Here is a 16,166-nt window from a genome sequence, read left to right on the forward strand (position 1 = left end):
TTTCGGAGCTGGCGGATCATTAGAATTTAGAAATTAGGATTTAGAACTTTAGAAAAATATGTATAAAATTATCCTAAATCCATTTGCAGGAAAAGGAAAGGCATTTCGTTCCATCCGCAAAATTAAAAAATTTTTCAATAAACACAAAATGCAATTTGAAATGGCAATTACTGATTCTCCAAAACAAGCTATAAACATCGCTTTAGAGAGCGCAAATAAAGGATTTGAATATATTGTTGCTGCTGGAGGGGATGGCACAATTAATGAAGTATTAAATGGAATAATGAAATCAAATAATCCTGAAGAGATAAAACCTGGAATTATCACTGTTGGCGGCGGTAATGACTTTATAAAAAATATTGATTATCCAAAAAAGATAGAAAAGCAGGTAAAACTACTGAGAAGACGAGTTACAAAGAAAGTTGATATTGGTCAAATTGAAGATTACTATTTTATAAATACACTTGGAATTGGGTTTGATGCTCAGGTAGCGATAACTTACTCAGAAAGCAAAACTTTTGATGGTTCTGCTGGATATATGAAAGCAATAATGAAAACCCTTATAAAATGTAAAAGCTATCCCGTGGAAATACAAATAAACGACATTTCAATCAAAGGTGATAAACTTTTTGTTTCTGTTGGAAATGGTAAATGTTGTGGTGGCAAATTTCATCTCACTCCTGATGCAAAAATTGATGATGGTCTCTTTGACTTCTGTATTATAGATAAAATATCAAGAAAAGAAATTATAAAATTGCTTCCAAAAGCTGTTAAAGCAAAACATATAAATTATCCAATGGTTACTATGCTAAAAGGAAAAGAAATTATTGTAAAATCAGATGAAGATTTACCTGTTTATTTGGATGGTGAAATTCCTGATTTGAAGGACAGAAAAAACATTGACATAAAAATACTCCCAAAAGAGATTAATTTAATTGTGCAATAGAAATGTTTAATGTGGGAGAACATAATGAAATATATTAAATCACTATTAGCAATAATTATCTTTTCATGCTTAATTGTAAGTTGCACCAGTCCGACAAGTAGTGAAAAAGCCAGTATAACCGGTAGAATTTTCTATACAGATTCTGGAAATCCTGCTATTGGTGCAAAAGTTATTTTAAGAAAAAATTTTGGACACGGGATGTCAAATGTTTTTTCCTTTTATGATAGCACTTATACAAGTAGCCTGGGATATTTTACATTCAATAATATAGAAAAGGGACTTTATGAACTTTATGCGTGTAAGTATAGTAATTCTGGGGAGCAAAATTTAACATATATCAGCCAACTTTCTAATTTAATAAATCTTACTGATGAGGAAACAACATATACGGTTGAAGATATTTTTCTAATTCCAATGCTTAATGAAGGTAAGATAAAAGGTAATTTGGTAATAAATACGATTCAATTGCCAGCAGACAGTGCTTTGGTAAACCTATGGAGACTCGAAGAGTGTACATTTACAAAAATTGATAGTGTTCTCTCCAATAGTAATGGAAATTTCTTATTTGAAAATGTAAGAACAGGAACTTATCATATTTATGCAAGTGCTATTGATACAAGTTGGGGCTTCCCCGTTAGTGCTTCTAAACCCTGCTTTTCCAATGGGAAAGATACCTGTAATCTTGATACATTGTTTTTGACATGTGTTGCTGTAGAAAAACCTGCCATCTACATCTATCCAGAAGAAGATTCCCAATTTCAGGTTAAACTAATTTTAAAAAATGGAACAAGAATTACTAAAAGCATTCCAGAATACAATTCTGGTTGGGATGTGTTTGTAGAAAAATCTGGTAGAATAAATAGCAAGTATGATTATCTCTTTTATGAAGCTTCTATAAAGATAATGCCTGAACTATCTTCTGGCTGGTGCATACTTCAAAAAAATCTAAAGAATGAACTGAATAATTTACTCTCAAAAACGGGTTTAACCCAAAATGAAACGAATGAATTTTTAGATTATTGGTTAAATAGACTGCAAGTTTACAAATATTATAAAATCTTTCCTGTTGTTAATCAGCAGTTAGATGAATTTGTAGAATTAGATATAACCCCTCAGCCCCAAACAATCTTTAGAATTTGGTTCTTCTTTCAAGGCTGTGATAAGTTTGAAGCGTTACCTTCCCCACAAATCAAAAATTTTAAACGAGAAGGAACAACTGTAATTGAATGGGGTGGGATGCTGCTGAATTAGAATAAAGCAAAAAGGAAGGCAAACAATTATGAGAAATACTAATATATCATTAGCAATATTTCTTATCTTTTCAGTTTTTATTGTAAGTTGCACCAGTCCGACAAGTAGTGAAAAAGCCAGTATAACTGGTAGAGTTTTCTGTGCAGATTCTGGAAATCCTGCAGGGGGAGCAAAAGTATGGTTAAAAAAAATCGTATGCCCTCCAGCACCAATTGTTTATAAAAGCACCTATACTAATAATAAAGGATATTTTTGTTTTAATGATGTAGAAAATGGTTATTTGCGAATATATGCCTGCAAATATATTAATTCCGATGAATCTAATGTATCATATATTAGTCCCATTTATAATTTTTTTTATGAAGGTGAAAGTATATACAAACTTGAAGATATATTTCTTAATAAAGTATTTGAAAATGGTACAATAATAGGTAATGTTTTTGTATCTGAAACCCAAGTGCCAGCAGACAGCGCAGTTGTTATATTAAAAAAGATTGATGGAAAAGAATATGAAAATATCGATAGTGTTTTTTCTGATACTTGCGGAAATTATACATTTGAGAATGTACGAACTGGTCCACATTTAATTTATGCAAGCAAAATTGATACAAGCTTAGGGTTTCCAGATAAAATTGTTGCCACACTTGGTTTTTATTGCAATGGGAAAGATTCATGTAATCTTGATACTTTGTTTTTGAAACCGATGGAAGACCGCAAACCAGCAATATATATCTATCCAGAAGAGGAGCGCAAGTTCCAGGTTAAACTGATTTTAAAAAATGGAACAAGAATTACTAAAAGCATTCCAGAATACAATTCTGGTTGGGATGTGTTTGTAGAAAAATCTGGTAGAATAGATAGCAAGTATGATTATCTCTTTTATGAAGCTTCTATAAAGATAATGCCTGAACTATCTTCTGGCTGGTGTATTTCACAAAAAAATCTAAAGAATAAACTGAATAGTTTACTCTTAAAAGTCGGTTTAAACCAAAAAGAAATAAATGAATTTCTGGATTATTGGTTAAATATCTTAAAAGATTACAACTATTATAAAATTTATCCACTTTTTAATGAACAAATTGATTATTATGTAGAGCTAAAAATTAATCCTAAACCAAAGACAATTTTTAGAATGCGATTCTTCTTTCAAGGTTGCAAAAATTTTGAAGAATTGCCTTCTCCTCAAATAAACGATTTTGTCCGAGAAGGAACAACAGTCATTGAATGGGGTGGGGTGTTGTTGAATTAAAATTAAATTATTATACAGCAAAAAATAAGACCTTCGGGGTGTCGTAAACCTCGAAGGTCTTCTATATTATCAATCTTTGCAAAGGTTTCCCCCAATTTAATCGGTGGATTTTCAAAACTAAAATTACTCGAAATCCTGTAACTTCTTATGAAATCTTCTCATCATATATGAAGATGAAATAAAGATATTATCCCTATTGCTTGTCTTTATATAAACTTCTCTATCGTCCTTTTTGATGAATTTTATATTGTATCCAGTTCCATCAACAAGAGTAACAACAACAGTTTCATCTGGCTTATTCCAATTTAGTTCAACTGGCTCATCTTGAAATTTGGTAGTTCGCATTGGCGAGAAGGCATTTACAATTGATGATAACTTTGAAGGCTGAACCTCAATCTCTTTATCATCTTGTCTAACATACCAAACTGTATCAACAAATGTAAAATAAATGGTTGTATCACTATAACTTACTTCAATATAATCTATCTCATTTTTGGGAATATCTACAATAACTTTATCTCGCCATTGATTAACCTTTTTATTAAAAATGTAAGATAGATTTCCTGCAACAGAATATACTTTATCAAATTCAGATTCCCGTAAAAATGTATGAGAATAATTCTGGTCAGTTTTGCCAATAATAAAATCTAAAACTATATTATCATCTTTAAATATCTGAATTTGTGTTCCAGTAGAATCTACCTGAAATTTACTTTGTTTTTCCGGATTTACTGAGACTATACCTTCAAATTTCAAATCATTAATTTGTTCAATAACTCTTTCCATCGTTTTTTTATCAGCAAAATAATCAATAGGTTTTTTTACAAACCATTTATCATCTACTTTTTCTAAGGTAACATCTTTTTCTGTCTCAGAAGAATTAATACAAATTTTTGTAATACCCAGTGTGTCAAATTCTGCAAATCCACTTTTTTCTGCTTTTTCTAATTTTGGACTAAATCCCTTGCCAAATAGATAAATTAGTACTAATATTATTAAAATGAAAATAAGCCAAAGCGTCTGTTTTTTCATTAGAAATATCTCCCTATTCTCGCATATCTAATCTTTTTAATCCTCCAGGCAACAAAACCAATAAGAACTACTAATATGGATGGCAACAAGACTGCTATCCATTTAACAGTATTTTTTGCACCTCCAGAGATTTCTTTTAATTCACGGGTTATAATATTTTTTGAGCGAATTTCTATAAGTCCTGACTCTTGCGCCAACCAGTCTATTGAATTTGTAAAGAACAATGCATTGGTTTTGTTCAAATAATCATCTCTGATAAAATCTGCATCTCCAACCACTAAAATCCTGCTATCCAAACCTTTTTCTAAATACAATGAGGTATCTAAGGTGTCAGGCAGTTCTTGATTTCTGAAATAACTTCTGAACTTACCTAATAATAACGAAGCTAAAGGAATGTCTTGCTTATTATACTGTGATTGAGGAATTGGTGGTTGTATCGCAATATTTAATCTGCCTTTCTGTATTCCCGCCCGTTTAGATGATTTTGCAAGAGAAATCACTTCTATACTATCTTCTTCTGCAAAAGATGTATTTATTGAACTTGCAAAAATAAGCGTTATCGCATTCAAATCTTTAACTATCATATTATTTTTATTGAAATTTTCAACATTAATAAGGAATGGGTATTTCATAAAACTTATTTGATAACCTCTTCCAAACTGCTGTCTAACCTGAATATTTGCAGCTCTTGAATCAAAAACAAGATTTCTCTCAACATTAAATCCATAGCCCTTGAACCATTCGTTCATATCATTATTATAAAATTCCGCTTTTGAAGTATTTGGGTCAGCATTAATATTGTCAATAAGAAAAATTACATGATTTCCTTGCATAATAAACTGGTCAATAAGATATTTTTCACCATCAGCAATAACTTCTTTTGGACCAGGAACAACCAATACAGAGAGATCGTTTAGGGCATACTCATCTTCATCTAAATTAATAGGTTTAAGCTGATAATTCTCTTGAAGTTGTTTTTGAATATTTCTTAATTCATTCTCGAAAGAGAGTTCACCATGTCCCTGTAAAAATCCAATGATTGGTAATTCTTTATGTATCAGTTTATTTATTTTTGAAGAAATTTCATATTCAAGATTTTCCGTGCTTTGCACAACTGGGATAACTTCTGTTCTGTCTTCATAAAGCAAAACTAAACCCATTACAACTCTTTTGACAACCATTTCATCTTTTTCAATAGCATTTACTTGAACCTCTGGAATGCCAAAACTTCTTGCATCTTGAACAAATTTCGTTTTGTCACCAGCGGAAACAAATTCAAATTGAAAATATCTATTTGAAAAAGCTTTATATTCTTCTAATTTATCTCTTACATCTCTCGCTAATGTGTTATATGGGTAAGGAATATTGTTTGTAAAAAAGGCTTTTATCGTAAATTTGTCATCCAAATTTTTTACTAAATTTTTACTATAACCTGAAATTGAATATCTCTTATCTCTTGTAATATCCACACGAGTAAAAAGATGCACAGCAATCAAATTCAAAACAACTACTATTGCTATAATTAATATAATTCTTCCCGGTTTGCCTTGTGCAAAATCTTTAACACGATTTTTATTAATATTTGTCATACTCAGTCTCCATTAACGATATTTCCTTTTATATAGTGATTTGCAAGCAAAAAATAAGAATATAAAAATTACAGACAGGTAGTAAATAATATCTCGTGAATCAATTACACCCTTTGCAATATTCTGAAAATGAAAATCTATACTTATATATTGTAAAATAGAACCCAACCATATTGGAATAAAATATAAAAATTTATCTAAAAGAAAAAGAATTATTATAATAAAAAATGAAATAATAAACGCAACAATTTGGTTTTGAGAAATAGTGCTGCTAAAAATCCCAATAGCGGAATATGCAGCTCCCATTAGTATAAGTCCTATATATCCTGCTAAAATGATACCTCCATCAGGAGAACCAAGTATTGCCAGAGTAATAACATAAACTAATGTAGACAAAATTGCTGCACATAACAATACTATTGCTGCAAAGAATTTACCAAGTACAATTTGAGTTTCTGTTACAGGTGTGGTGCAAAGAAGTTCAATTGTTCCAGACCGTTTCTCTTCTGCGATGGTTCTCATAGTAACTGCTGGAATAAAAAATATAAATATCAAAGGCACTACTGAAAAAATATTTCTCATTGTAGCTTCATTTACCAGAAAAAGATTCGTTCCAAAAAACCAACCTGTTATCAAAAGAAACAAAGCAATCAATATATATGCAACAGGTGAATAAAAGTATGCTCTTATCTCTTTTTTGTAAATTGCTGATATATTACTCATTTGTTTCCTCCACCTATGGATTATTTTGCCACGAACAAACACAAACTCGCACAAACTTTTTTATTATTATTTAGAGTCTGTCCGTAAACTCGGATTTTTCGACTCGTAAGTTTACCCCGTAGGGAAGAATGACCATATCGGGGGAACGACGAGTCGAAATAAAGTGTGTAGTCAAGCCATCTCGAGTCGTCGTCGCAAGCTCCTTACAACTCGAAACAGCACTTTACGGATGGACACTAATTAGTCTCCTCCCCTTTTTCTGTAAGCTGTCTGAAGATATCTTCTAAACTGCGCTGTTCTACTCTCATCTCAAACAATGTCCAATCCTTTGACTTAATAAAATTATACAAATCTGGTCGTATGTCTATGTCCTTTGAGAAATTTACATAAAATTTGTATAAACTGTCCTCTTTACTATAAAGCTGAATACTATCAATATTTGGCAATGATTCAAATTCATCAATGAGCATTTTCGTATCTGCTTGAATCTCAAAATACACTCTATTCTGATTATGGAAAGAGTTCTGAATTTCAGCAAGGGGTCCATCAGCAACAATCTTCCCTTTATCTATAATTATTACTCTATCACAAGTAGCTTCAACCTCTCTTAGAATATGAGTAGAGATAAGTACTGTTTTTTCTCTTCCCAATCTTTTTATAAGTTCACGAATCTCAACAATTTGATTCGGATCCAGTCCTGTTGTTGGTTCATCTAAGATAAGGATTTTAGGGTTATGAATCATTGCCGCAGCCAAACCAACCCTTTGCCTATATCCTTTTGATAGTTCGCCTATCTCCTTATGCACTACATCTTGAAGTCCACAAGTTTGAATCATTTCCCTTACTCTTTTAAGAATAATATCTTTATCTATATCTCTCAATTCTGCTACAAATTTGAGAAAGTCAACAACATTCATTTCGCCATACAATGGACAGCCTTCGGGCAAATAACCTATCTTCTTTCTTATCTCAATTGAACTTTGATATATATTCAAATCATCAATATAAACATTACCAGAATTGGGTGGCATAAAGCAAGTCATAATTTTCAGAGTAGTTGTTTTTCCCGCTCCATTGGGACCTAAAAATCCAACTATCTCACCTTTTGGAATCGTAAATGAAATATTATCCACAGCTCTAAGCTGGCCATAATCTTTTGTTAGATTTTGAACCTTAATCATAGCCTTTCTCACTCTCTTTAAATTAAATGTTATTTAAATAACAAATTGGTTCACTTTTTTCATAATAAGTAAAAAGCAAGTCAAGAAATTTTATAAATCTTGACATAAAATTTCTTGCATCAAACCAGATAACTATGAAAAGAAAAATTTTGATTGTGAATGGTCCGAATCTCAATTTCTTAGGCAGAGAAGAGATGCGCATTTATGGCAAAGAGAGTCTGGCTGATTTAACTGCAATAATATATCAATGGCTTGTTGAACAGGGATGGGCTGGAAGATTCTTTCAGAACAATAGCGAAGGAGAAATCATCAATTTTATTCAAGCAAATTCAGACTGGGCAGATGGAATTGTAATTAATCCAGCAGCTTATTCACATACCAGTATTGCTATCTATGATTGTCTAAAATCAATAAGTATTCCTGCTATGGAGGTGCATCTTTCAGACATCTATCATAGAGAAGAATTTCGTCGCTCAAGTATAACTGGACTCGCTTGTAAAAAAGTAATTGCTGGAATGGGTGTTCAAGGTTATATTGAAGCACTTGAAACTCTAAAAAACATATTTAATGAAAGATAATCCTGCGCCCAACCTTCTGACTATTTATAATCTGTTGTTAAAAAAATTCGGACAGCAGCATTGGTGGCCAGGTGATTCAAAAGAAGAGATAATTATCGGCGCAATTCTTACTCAAAATACAAATTGGAGAAATGTTGAAAAATCTATAGATAGATTAAAAACGAATAATCTGATTAATTTCAATAATATAATAAAAGTTGATAATCAAAAATTAGCAAATATAATTCGTTCTTCTGGATATTATAATCAAAAATCAAAAAGATTAAAAACTATTGCTGATTTCTTCATAAAAAATCATTTGCTAACTCCTCAACATATTACAACCAACAGGTTCAGAGAAATGCTTCTTGATATTAAAGGAATTGGTGCAGAAACCGCTGATTCTATTTTGTTATATGCTTTTGACAGACCGATATTTGTGATTGATGCTTATACAAAAAGAATATTTAATAGATTAGGATTTTTAGATAAGAAAGCATCCTACAAAGCTTCACAAAATTTTTTCATGGAGAATCTTAATCCATCCGCAGGTTTCGCCCTTGGTAAAGATGAAAAACTTTTTAATGAATTTCATGCCTTATTAGTAAAATTAGGCAAGGATATATGTAAAAAAAAACCTTTATGTCTACAATGCCCATTAAAAAGTGAATGCACCTACTTCAATGACAATTCAAGTTACTCAAATTTTGCAGAAGATATAACAAAAAGTTAGATATGATTTATTCAACTCGTCTCCCGATTTATCGGGAGCCGTAGCCAGATAACTTCCATTCCTATGAAACTTGAATACCTAATTAGTCCCGACTTGTCGGGAAGAAATTAAATTAATCTTACTCAAACTTCGCATGAGATATTATAAAAAGTTAATTATGATTTATTCAACTCGTCTCCCGATTTATCGGGAGCCGTAGCCAAATAATTTACACCTCTGTGAAACATGAGCAATTTATAAAATTTATTAGATAGATAAATTTAAAAATGTTTTCTACTGATAATAAACATAACAGAAAGAAAAGGCATATTTTTGTTGTTTCAGATGCAACTGCTTCTACCTGCGAAATGGTTGTAAAAGCAGCTCTCAGTCAATTTAAAACTACTGATGTTACTCTTCATACATTAAGATATGTTCGTACAGAAACAGAGGTTAAATATGTAGTATCTGAAGCAATGGCAGTAAATGGTATCATTGCATATACTTTAGTTTCACCTGAGTTGTGCAATATTATTAATGATGAAGGGAGAAAATCTGCTGTGCCTACAATTGATGTTTTAGGTCCTTTATTGAACCGCCTTACTGATTATCTTGAAATTTCACCAATGGCAATACCCGGTTTATTCAAACATCTGGATAAAGACTATTTTCAACGGATTGAATGTATTGACTTTGCTGTCAAACACGATGATGGACGAAAAATTGAAGATATTTCCAGTGCAGAACTGGTTCTGGTAGGACCCAGTCGGACATCAAAAACTCCCATAAGTATTTACCTCGCATATAGAGATTATTTGGTTGCCAATGTTCCGATAATTCACGGCATAGAAACTCCAAAAGAACTCTTTGAAATTAATCCAAAGAACATAATTGGACTTTATGTTTCTCCTGATCGCTTAAAAACTATCCGAAAAGTCCGTGCCTCACGATATCCATATATTGAACTCGCAGAATACACTGATTTAGAAAAAATTAGGTTAGAAATTAAAAATTGTATGAAGTTGTATACTCAAAATAAATGGCATATAGTTGATGTTACTGCTAAATCCATTGAAGAGGCGGCGACTGAAATTATGCGGCTTCTTAGTAGTAGAAAAATTGACAATACAATATCATCTGGCAAATATGAAATCAATGATAAATAAACTTTTTAATATACTAATTATCTGTATATTTTTAGTAATTGTTTCCTGTGCTTCAAAATTTGAGAAAGAGCAAAGAGTTGTTCAACAGGATTATACTAAAAAAACTGCAATACTTACAAAAAGTCGCATAGGTTCTCTTATTGAAGTTCTTTCAAACAGCTGTAAAAATCAGGATAATGTTAACAAAAACATCTTTGAAAATCTAAAATCAAAATACAATGAAATATTTGCTCTTGTATTACAAGATATTGATGGCAAGGTCATTAAAACACTTCCTGAAGAATTTGATACCTCTGAGATAAATAAGGCCTACCTCAACAACGAAATGATTAAATTATTTAGAAAAAACAAAAATATTCAAATTCTACCTAATATTTTAGAAAATAAGAATAAGTATCTGTGTTTATTAATCCCTCTAAACGATGAAAACCAAAATCTTACAAATATTATTTCTGTATTTTTAGATAGTAAAAGCCTTTTTAAACCCATTGAAAAAAAATCTTTCTTCTCCTTACCATATTCACTTTGTATAATTAATGAAAATAAGACAATATTATATAATTCGGATTATAATAAAATTGGTCGGGATTTTACATATGGTGAGAAATCTTATCCAATTATAGCGTTGAAGACACTTTTTAAAAAAATGATGGAAAATGATGTAGACTATTATATTACAAGTTCTATAAAGAAATATGCCAAAATAGAACAACTTTCCACATGGTACTCAATTTCAATCCCCGCTTTCGCAGGGACAAAATGGTGGATAACATTAACAAGAAATATTTGGAGAAGTCCAAAAAAGAAATCAACAGATGTATACTTGCTTTCTACTTTACGAAGTTATACTATAAAAGATACATTGATTGACGCAATTCTTGATAATAATTCGGAAAATATTAGAAAAATATTAACAGAAATTTATCAGCTAAATCCTCAGGTTTATGCTGTACAGCTCGCTGATAAAAATGGTAATGTAATAAATGGATGGCCCTTAGAAAACAGTACTACTGGTTATTCATATAAGATGAAAAAAAACATAGATTTTGATAATGCCTTAAAAAGAATTCTAATTGACAAAGAAGAAAAAATAATAACATCCCCTTTAATTGAAGGTGGAATTGGAAAATTTACATTCATGCCAATTATAATAAATGAAGAAATAATTGGTGTATTATATTCTATAGAAATAAAAGGGAATTAAAATGATTAATATAAAAAAAGTAGAAACAAAAAAAGATTGGAAAGAATTTGTTAATCTCCCATTCTATTTAATATATAAAGAAAACAAAAATTGGGTGCCTCCGCTAAAAAAAGATATATTATTTAAGTTAGATGATAAACAACATCCATTCTGGGAACATGCGAAATGTGAGGTCTTTATAGCTGAAAAAGATAGTCAGGTAGCTGGAAGAATCGCTGCTATAATTGATAATAACTACAACAAGCTTTGGAATGAAAAGATGGGTGCTTTTGGCTTTTTTGAAGTAATCAACAATTATGAAGTAGCTTCTACTTTGTTTGACACAGCATATAATTGGCTAAAAAATAATGGCATGAACAATATGCGTGGACCCCTTAGCCCTTCCCAGAATGGTGAATGCGGTTTTCTTCTGGACGCTTATGATTCTCCACCTGTTTTAATGATGCCGTATAATCCTCCTTATTATATTGAGCTTGCAGAAAGATATGGCTTTAAAAAAGCAAAAGATTTGTTAGCATTCTATAAAGCAAATGATGATAAACCTTCCAGGCAAATTGAAATTACTGTTAAAAGATTGTTGCAAAATCCGAATATCTCCACAAGATGTCTTAATATGAAAAATATTGAAGAAGAATCCGGATTAATAAAAAAATTATATAATGAATGCTGGATAAAAAACTGGGGCTTCTCCCCTATGACTGATAAGGAATTTGATTTAATGGTAAAGGAACTAAAAACTATTGCTGACCCAAACTTAATCTGGTTTGCATATTATAAAGGAAATCCAGCAGGTATAGCAATAACACTTCCAGATTTTAATTATATTATAAAAAAATTAAATGGAAAAATTGGCATTACAGGAATGCTCAAATTCTTATATTACAAAAAAAAAGTTAAAGGCACGAGGGCACTTGTATTTGGTTTTAAAAAAGAATACCGCAGATTAGGACTGCCTGCTTTGCTTTATTACAAAACCGAACAAGCCGGAATAAAACGTGGATATAAATGGTGCGAACTATCCTGGAATTTGGAAGATAATGATTTGATAAATCAATTTGATACAAAAGTTGGTGGGCATATTTACAAAAAATATAGATTATACGAGAAAAAGATAAAATAATTCATTATAGAACCGAGTACAACTAAAAGAGTAAAATTTATTTTTATAGACCAAGCTAACCATCAAAAAAAGATCTTTGTTTTGTAACATTTTTACCAGATTTTTCCAACCCAAAGTGTTTGTATGCAAGATTAGTAACTTCTCTTCCTCGTAATGTTCGTTTCAAAAAACCTTGTTGTACCAAATATGGCTCGTAAATCTCCTCTATTGTACCCGGGTCTTCCCCAACTGCCATTGACAGAGTTTTTAAACCAACAGGACCTCCACTGTAATTTCTAATAATAGTTGTAATCAATTTTTTATCCATATCATCCAGTCCCAGTTCATCTACATCAAGCATTTTCAGAGCCTTGTGAGCAATATCTTTTGTAACCTTTCCATCAGCTTTTATTTGAGCATAATCACGGACTCTTCTTAAAAGACGGTTCGCAATACGAGGAGTTCCCCGAGAGCGTCTTGCAATTTCCATTGCTCCATTCTCATCAATTTCAACTTTTAAAATTCGGGATGAACGTATAACAATCTTATAAATATCTCCAACATCATAATAATCCAGACGAAGTGTAAGTCCGAACCTGCTTCTAAGTGGTGAAGTTATTAAACCAGCACGAGTTGTTGCACCAATTAATGTAAATGGCTCTAAATTAAGTCGTAAAGACCTCGCACTCGGGCCCTGGTCAATAATAATTTCTAAATTAAAGTCCTCCATAGCAGGATAAAGATACTCCTCAACAATATGATTAAGACGATGGATTTCGTCTATAAAAAGAACATCCTGTTTACCAAGATTTGTAAGAATTCCTGCCAAATCAGTTGGCCTATCTATAGCTGGTCCTGAACTTGTTTTAATATCCGTATTTAATTCATTAGCAATGATATATGATAAAGTCGTCTTACCGAGTCCAGGTGGACCATAAAAAAGGACATGGTCAATTGCTTCATCACGCAACTTACCTGCTTCAATTGTTATTGAAAGAATCTCTTTAATCTTATCCTGGCCAACAAAATCTTTCAAACTTTTGGGACGAAGTGTAGTGTCATACTTAATATCTTCTTCAAGTAATTCTGGGGTTGTAATTCTATCAGTCATAAAACTCCTTTAAAAAAGTCATTAGTCATAACGCTTCAGGCTACGGCCAGTCTTGGCTCCCGATGTATCGGGAGACAGGCGCCCAGACGAGTCGCTGTCATTCGCTCACTCCGTTCGCTGTCATAAGGTCATTACTGTGCGGCACTAACTCATAATGACAATTTATGACGATTCGCCAATTGGCGAATTATATGATGCTATCCCAGCGGACGCGGGGAAGTAGCTTATGACTTTTTATTACGCTTTGTTCGTGTCATTTTTGCTCACTTTGTTTTTGGTATATTTGGTTCTAACATAATACTATTTAATGACGCTCCGCAGGAGCTAATGACCATTTATGACGGCTTCAGCCATTTTATTCACATTTCTTTCAATTCCAAAATTCTATCCCGTATCTCGGCAGCTTCTTCAAACCTTAATTCTTTTGCCAATCTTTTCATCTCATTTGTAAGCAATTTAATAGCATCATCACGATTATTTATATTGATATACTGCTTGAAATCAAGCTTTTTTATTTTCTCTTCCTTTTTTTGGTTTGCAACTGCGGTAGAAAACATAATACTGTCAATAGTTTTCCGAATTGATGCAGGAGTTATATTATGCTCAACATTATATTTCTTTTGTATATCTCTACGACGATTAGTTTCTGAGATTGCTTTTTTCATAGCTTTAGAAACCTCATCAGCATATAAAATAACCTTACCATCAATATTTCTGGCTGCCCTTCCAGCGGTCTGAATAAGCGACCTTTCGGAGCGCAAGAAACCGGCTTTATCAGCATCTAAAATTGCTACGAGTGCAACTTCTGGCAGGTCAAGTCCTTCTCGTAAAAGATTAACGCCAACCAGCACATCAATCTCGCCCAGTCTTAGCTCCCGAATAAGTTGTGTCCTATCTAAAGTTTGAATATCACTATGAAGATATTTTACTTTCTGCCCGGTTTGAGCAATATATTCAGTTAGGTCTTCCGCCATTTTTTTGGTCAATGTTGTTACTAATACTCGTTGATGTTTTGTGACAAGTTTCTGGATTTGACCAATAAGGTCATCAACCTGGAATCGGGCAGTTTTAAGAATCACTTCTGGGTCTATAAGTCCGGTAGGCCGTACAACTTGCTCAACAAATACGCCATTGCATTTTTCCAATTCATACTCGGCTGGAGTTGCAGACATAAAAATTACTTGATCAATCATTTCCTCAAACTCATCAAATTTTAAAGGACGATTATCATAAGCAGATGGCAGGCGGAATCCATTATCTATCAGACTTTTTTTTCTGGAATAATCTCCACCATACATTGCATGAATCTGCGGAATAGATGCATGGGATTCGTCAATAATCATAAGATAATCATCAGGAAAATAATCAAGAAGGCAATACGGTCTTTGCCCGGGTTTCCGACCAGAAAGATGCCTGGAATAATTTTCTATTCCAGATACATATCCTACCTCCTTAAGCATTTCCAAATCAAAATTTGTACGTTGCTCTATCCTCTGAGCCTCCAATAACATATTTCTTGATTTAAACCATTTGATTCTTTCTTTTAGTTCTTTTTTTATGCTATCAAGAGCAGTTTCAAGTTTCTGAGGAGATGTAATAAAATGTTTTGCAGGATAAACAGAATATTTTCCTAATTCTGCCAGAATTTCCCCAGTAAGAGGATTTATACGATTGAGTGAACTAATCCGATTATATGAGAATTCTACCCGAATTGAATTTTCCAGATATGCAGGATATATTTCTACAACATCACCACGAACTCTAAAAGTTCCTCTTTGAAACTCAAAATCATTACGGGAATAGTAAATATCTACTAATTTTCGTAGAAGATTATCCCTCTCAATATCCTCTCCTACATACAAATCTATTAAAGATTCGCGATAATCTTCCGGAATGCCCAATCCATATATACAAGAAACACTTGCAACGATAATTACATCTCTTCGTTCCATCAGAGACATTGTTGCACGAAGACGCAATTTATCTATCTGTTCATTTATATCAGCATCTTTCTCAATATAAGTATCAGTTATTGGCAAATAGGCTTCGGGCTGGTAGTAATCATAATAGCTTACAAAATATTCAACAGCATTTTCAGGAAAAAGCTGTTTCATCTCTCCATAGAGTTGAGCTGCCAGTGTCTTGTTATGTGATAAGATTAAAGTAGGACGATTAACATTCTTGATAACATTCGCTATTGTGAAAGTTTTGCCCGAGCCGGTAACTCCCAAAAGAGTTTGATGTTTTCGGTTCTTTAGTATTCCTTCTGTTAATTCAGAAATTGCATTAGATTGGTCACCTTTGGGTTTATAGTCAGAAACTAATTTAAATTTATCCATTTTTTCT

General features: G+C 32.2%; 14 protein-coding genes. 8 read left to right on the top strand and 6 right to left on the bottom strand.

From position 1 onward, the window contains the following. Positions 1–58: 58 nt before the first annotated feature. From U9R23_08750 to U9R23_08760, 3 genes are read left to right on the top strand one after another with little or no spacing between them, the layout of a single operon-like run. Complete coding sequence (locus tag U9R23_08750; GenBank protein MEA3476508.1) at positions 59–946, top strand: diacylglycerol kinase family protein; 888 nt, start codon at positions 59–61, stop codon at positions 944–946. A gap of 24 nt (positions 947–970) precedes the next feature. Beyond that, complete coding sequence (locus tag U9R23_08755; GenBank protein ID MEA3476509.1) at positions 971–2,197, top strand: carboxypeptidase-like regulatory domain-containing protein; 1,227 nt, start codon at positions 971–973, stop codon at positions 2,195–2,197. 28 nt (positions 2,198–2,225) lie between these two features. Continuing rightward, positions 2,226–3,446, top strand: coding sequence for a hypothetical protein (locus U9R23_08760; GenBank protein MEA3476510.1), 1,221 nt, complete (start codon positions 2,226–2,228; stop codon positions 3,444–3,446). A gap of 123 nt (positions 3,447–3,569) precedes the next feature. On the opposite strand, the gene U9R23_08765 is transcribed toward U9R23_08760, so the two are convergent. The 4 genes from U9R23_08765 to U9R23_08780 form a co-directional block, all read right to left on the bottom strand. Beyond that, entirely contained in the window at positions 3,570–4,478 is a 909-nt protein-coding gene (locus U9R23_08765; GenBank protein MEA3476511.1) for a DUF4340 domain-containing protein, read from the bottom strand. Further along, the gene (locus U9R23_08770) at positions 4,478–6,067 is read right to left on the bottom strand and encodes a Gldg family protein (GenBank protein ID MEA3476512.1); all 1,590 of its coding nucleotides are present in this window, start codon (positions 6,065–6,067) and stop codon (positions 4,478–4,480) included. Before U9R23_08770 ends, U9R23_08765 begins: the two co-directional genes overlap by 1 nt. Before the next feature lie 12 nt (positions 6,068–6,079). Continuing rightward, complete coding sequence (locus tag U9R23_08775; protein MEA3476513.1) at positions 6,080–6,790, bottom strand: ABC transporter permease subunit; 711 nt, start codon at positions 6,788–6,790, stop codon at positions 6,080–6,082. A 236-nt stretch (positions 6,791–7,026) separates the two neighbouring features. Continuing rightward, on the bottom strand, positions 7,027–7,971 hold the full coding sequence (locus U9R23_08780; protein MEA3476514.1) for an ATP-binding cassette domain-containing protein: 945 nt from the start codon (positions 7,969–7,971) through the stop codon (positions 7,027–7,029). Between the two features lie 134 nt (positions 7,972–8,105). On the opposite strand from U9R23_08780, the gene U9R23_08785 reads away from it, so the two are divergent. From U9R23_08785 to U9R23_08805, 5 genes are all read left to right on the top strand, one after another. Then, the gene (locus U9R23_08785; protein ID MEA3476515.1) at positions 8,106–8,549 is read left to right on the top strand and encodes a type II 3-dehydroquinate dehydratase; all 444 of its coding nucleotides are present in this window, start codon (positions 8,106–8,108) and stop codon (positions 8,547–8,549) included. Then, a complete protein-coding gene (locus U9R23_08790; protein ID MEA3476516.1) occupies positions 8,539–9,261 on the top strand; it encodes a hypothetical protein in 723 nt (240 codons plus the stop codon). Before U9R23_08785 ends, U9R23_08790 begins: the two co-directional genes overlap by 11 nt. A 266-nt stretch (positions 9,262–9,527) precedes the next feature. Beyond that, on the top strand, positions 9,528–10,406 hold the full coding sequence (locus U9R23_08795) for a pyruvate, water dikinase regulatory protein (protein MEA3476517.1): 879 nt from the start codon (positions 9,528–9,530) through the stop codon (positions 10,404–10,406). Then, the gene (locus U9R23_08800) at positions 10,396–11,610 is read left to right on the top strand and encodes a PDC sensor domain-containing protein (protein ID MEA3476518.1); all 1,215 of its coding nucleotides are present in this window, start codon (positions 10,396–10,398) and stop codon (positions 11,608–11,610) included. Before U9R23_08795 ends, U9R23_08800 begins: the two co-directional genes overlap by 11 nt. Before the next feature lies 1 nt (position 11,611). Beyond that, the gene (locus U9R23_08805; GenBank protein ID MEA3476519.1) at positions 11,612–12,730 is read left to right on the top strand and encodes a hypothetical protein; all 1,119 of its coding nucleotides are present in this window, start codon (positions 11,612–11,614) and stop codon (positions 12,728–12,730) included. 55 nt (positions 12,731–12,785) lie between these two features. Here U9R23_08805 and ruvB read toward each other — a convergent pair whose 3' ends face one another. Beyond that, the gene (gene ruvB, locus U9R23_08810; protein ID MEA3476520.1) at positions 12,786–13,820 is read right to left on the bottom strand and encodes a Holliday junction branch migration DNA helicase RuvB; all 1,035 of its coding nucleotides are present in this window, start codon (positions 13,818–13,820) and stop codon (positions 12,786–12,788) included. 359 nt (positions 13,821–14,179) lie between these two features. Beyond that, entirely contained in the window at positions 14,180–16,159 is a 1,980-nt protein-coding gene (gene uvrB / locus U9R23_08815; GenBank protein ID MEA3476521.1) for an excinuclease ABC subunit UvrB, read from the bottom strand. Between the last annotated feature and the right edge of the window lie 7 nt (positions 16,160–16,166).

This window comes from Candidatus Cloacimonadota bacterium (genome assembly GCA_034722995.1).
Lineage (GTDB): Bacteria > Cloacimonadota > Cloacimonadia > JGIOTU-2 > JGIOTU-2 > JAGMCF01.

Bases quoted from the DNA above. Each gene is read 5' to 3' on its own strand.
- U9R23_08790 (MEA3476516.1), top strand. From the start codon at position 8,539: ATGAAAGATAATCCTGCGCCCAACCTTCTGACTATTTATAATCTGTTG.
- U9R23_08800 (MEA3476518.1), top strand. From the start codon at position 10,396: ATGATAAATAAACTTTTTAATATACTAATTATCTGTATATTTTTAGTA.
- U9R23_08780 (MEA3476514.1), bottom strand. From the start codon at position 7,971: ATGATTAAGGTTCAAAATCTAACAAAAGATTATGGCCAGCTTAGAGCT.
- U9R23_08755 (MEA3476509.1), top strand. From the start codon at position 971: ATGAAATATATTAAATCACTATTAGCAATAATTATCTTTTCATGCTTA.
- U9R23_08795 (MEA3476517.1), top strand. From the start codon at position 9,528: ATGTTTTCTACTGATAATAAACATAACAGAAAGAAAAGGCATATTTTT.
- U9R23_08760 (MEA3476510.1), top strand. From the start codon at position 2,226: ATGAGAAATACTAATATATCATTAGCAATATTTCTTATCTTTTCAGTT.
- U9R23_08770 (MEA3476512.1), bottom strand. From the start codon at position 6,067: ATGACAAATATTAATAAAAATCGTGTTAAAGATTTTGCACAAGGCAAA.
- U9R23_08805 (MEA3476519.1), top strand. From the start codon at position 11,612: ATGATTAATATAAAAAAAGTAGAAACAAAAAAAGATTGGAAAGAATTT.
- ruvB (MEA3476520.1), bottom strand. From the start codon at position 13,820: ATGACTGATAGAATTACAACCCCAGAATTACTTGAAGAAGATATTAAG.
- U9R23_08750 (MEA3476508.1), top strand. From the start codon at position 59: ATGTATAAAATTATCCTAAATCCATTTGCAGGAAAAGGAAAGGCATTT.
- U9R23_08785 (MEA3476515.1), top strand. From the start codon at position 8,106: ATGAAAAGAAAAATTTTGATTGTGAATGGTCCGAATCTCAATTTCTTA.
- U9R23_08765 (MEA3476511.1), bottom strand. From the start codon at position 4,478: ATGAAAAAACAGACGCTTTGGCTTATTTTCATTTTAATAATATTAGTA.
- uvrB (MEA3476521.1), bottom strand. From the start codon at position 16,159: ATGGATAAATTTAAATTAGTTTCTGACTATAAACCCAAAGGTGACCAA.
- U9R23_08775 (MEA3476513.1), bottom strand. From the start codon at position 6,790: ATGAGTAATATATCAGCAATTTACAAAAAAGAGATAAGAGCATACTTT.